General features: G+C 35.0%; 3 protein-coding genes. All 3 read right to left on the bottom strand.

The genetic code is table 11. From position 1 onward, the window contains the following. Nucleotides 1-331: 331 nt before the first annotated feature. Complete coding sequence (locus BI182_RS16095) at nucleotides 332-1834, bottom strand: UvrD-helicase domain-containing protein (RefSeq protein ID WP_286809350.1); 1503 nt, start codon at nucleotides 1832-1834, stop codon at nucleotides 332-334. Further along, nucleotides 1831-2349 carry a TOPRIM nucleotidyl transferase/hydrolase domain-containing protein gene (locus tag BI182_RS16090; RefSeq protein ID WP_286809349.1) on the bottom strand — a complete coding sequence of 173 codons (519 nt, stop codon included), beginning with the start codon at nucleotides 2347-2349 and terminating at the stop codon, nucleotides 1831-1833. Before BI182_RS16090 ends, BI182_RS16095 begins: the two co-directional genes overlap by 4 nt. Continuing rightward, on the bottom strand, nucleotides 2279-2550 hold a 272-nt coding region (locus BI182_RS16085; protein WP_286809347.1), incomplete at its 5' end, for a transketolase C-terminal domain-containing protein. The genes BI182_RS16085 and BI182_RS16090, both read right to left, overlap by 71 nt.

The raw sequence follows: 2550 nt of genomic DNA, 5'->3' as shown, positions 1-2550 counted from the left end.
AAATGGTTTTGTGGAAGGGGTCAACAACAAACTTAAAATGATAAAACGAACCATGTATGGTCGGTGCGGTCAAAAATTATTGACGGCCAAATTGATGTATGATCCACATTCAAAAATCGGATAACGGATTTTTGCGGATGAACCAAATCAGCGGAATACTCAATGGTCAACTGTTAAATCACTACTGTTCTGTTCTTATGAAGTTTGTTCAGATACGGATACCGCCTGCATTATTTGAACAGTATGTAGGGAAACCTTAATTTACACCTTTTAAAGCAAATACAGCGGACACTTTGAGTATCTTGTTCTTTACTCGTATTTCAACAAAACCTTATTCAAAAGATATAATATTGTTAATATCGATACCGCTTAGAGAGAAGATATGCACCAAATTACTCTGAAAGCAATTGGCATTATAATTGTTGAGTTTAACAATTATAAGTCTGCTTTTAGCGCGAGTGACTGAGACATAATGATTATAGATACTCGCCATATCAGATAATCTATAATCCTCGGCAAATACAATCACTTGCTCAAATTCTAGCCCCTTAGACGAATGAAACGTAATCGCTATATGTTGATATTTGTCAGGCTCGAAAGCAACATGAAAGCTCTCATCAGATATTGTTCTATATAATTTGCTTAGATGGTCATCACGAGTTTCATACCCCAAATATTCTGCAAGTTTATTAACTGCTATGTTGAATGATGGTTCATCATTTATTGATTGTTCAATGCTATTGAGCAATTTTTTAAGATTAGCTACTGTTTTGCGGCTTTCATTTCCTTCAACAGGTATTTCTCCCACAACATCATATACCGAATATTTTTCAATTATCAGATACTGAGCGATTGCAGAATAGAGCCATGCCGTATCGGTGGTAATATCCGCTATTGGTATTTGTGGAATATAAATATATTCGACTCCTTCAATGGTAAGTGCATTTGCTCCCAACTTTGCATTGTCATTGCTAAACCGTAGCAATGCCGATTTTTTGTTGCTGTCAATCTGTGATACTACCTCTGCTGCCCAATCAGTTGACGTTGGCGTTAGCCAGATAATATTATCCAAGCTATCGGTTTGGTTATAAAGGTCTCTTGTTTCCTCACATAATAAATTTGAATAGTTTTGAATTTGTTGGCATGAACGGAAGTTATCACCCATAAATCTTTTTTTAAAATTTGGCTTGTTCCAAATACTTTTAAATGCTTCTGGGTAAGCTCCACGCCATATATAAATTGATTGCTTTTCGTCACCCACGACAAATGTTTCTATTTTTAATACATCACATAAATACATAAAAAACTTGTGCATAGATTTATCACAATCCTGATACTCATCAATATAAATTTTAAAATATTTTGCTTGTAAATATAGCCTGCAAGCTAATGATTTCTCAACAACCGCTTGTGCCAATTCAAAGATAAAATTCTTTGTGTTATCTTGATAAGAACAAAGTACACCTTCTATTTTGATTTTATCTACACCACTCTGAAAAGTTGTCACTTTTGCGGAATAATCAGTGCTCATATCTAAATCATAGTCGGCACCATAGGCATCTTTCATAAAAGGTTTAATAATTTCTTCAATTACAAAGCTGTTATTAGTACCTATAAAGTGCCGAGTTACGTCAACGGATAGTCTATCTTTTATTTCCTGAGCTGCTTTAATCGTGAAGGTAATTGCTGCTATAACTTTATGCGTACTGATATCTTTAATTTCTTTTGCAATCTTATTTACCATTGTATGAGTTTTACCTGTTCCGGCGCTAGCTCGTACAATTAAATTTCCGGAAGTATCAATTATATCTTTCTGTACGGGAGATAATTTCATTCAGCTACCTCCTTAAGACAAGCAAAATTATAGTGATTATAAATTGTTCGGCAATCCGCATCTGTGAGCTTTTCAATCAGTTCCACCATATGATAGTTTTTTGCATCCTGCAAATAGGCAACAGGATTTGCCGCTAAGAGAGCGACCAATCTATCATGTAAGAACTCATCTAAATCATTTTCCAAATCGCATTTGGATAAATATATATTATAATCATTGCGAATTTCATCAAGAGTTGTAATGTTGTCGTTATATAACTTTCTTTTTGCATCAACGCTATTCTCATTGATTTGAGCCGTTGGTAATAGTTGCTTTCCTGCATAATTGTTACAGCGTAAAAAACCTAATACACTATAAATCCCTTTCCCTGTTACACTCCTCAAATCATTATCTGTTTTGATGACATTAAATATATTTAACTCATTTAAAATTTCTATGTATGTTTTAAATGCAATTCCTACCACAGATAAAACATATATACCTTCCGCCGCTGCGGATGCCCTCTTCCAAAACATAAACAAGCCTCGGCTGACCAATCAGCGACAGGATTTTTTGACTATTTAGCGGATAAACCTGAATTAGTTTGATTAGGCGAATCCGGTGGTTCGCTTTTAATAATTGGACTGCTTCATAGACATTTTTTGTGATACGGCCATAGGTGACCATCACAATTTCCGGATCTCCCTGGTTGCGCCCTGTGTCATCAAAGTCCTGAT

Source organism: Acetobacterium sp. MES1, from assembly GCF_002237635.1.
Taxonomy (GTDB): domain Bacteria; phylum Bacillota; class Clostridia; order Eubacteriales; family Eubacteriaceae; genus Acetobacterium; species Acetobacterium wieringae.
This window is presented reverse-complemented; position numbering and strand designations above follow the sequence as displayed.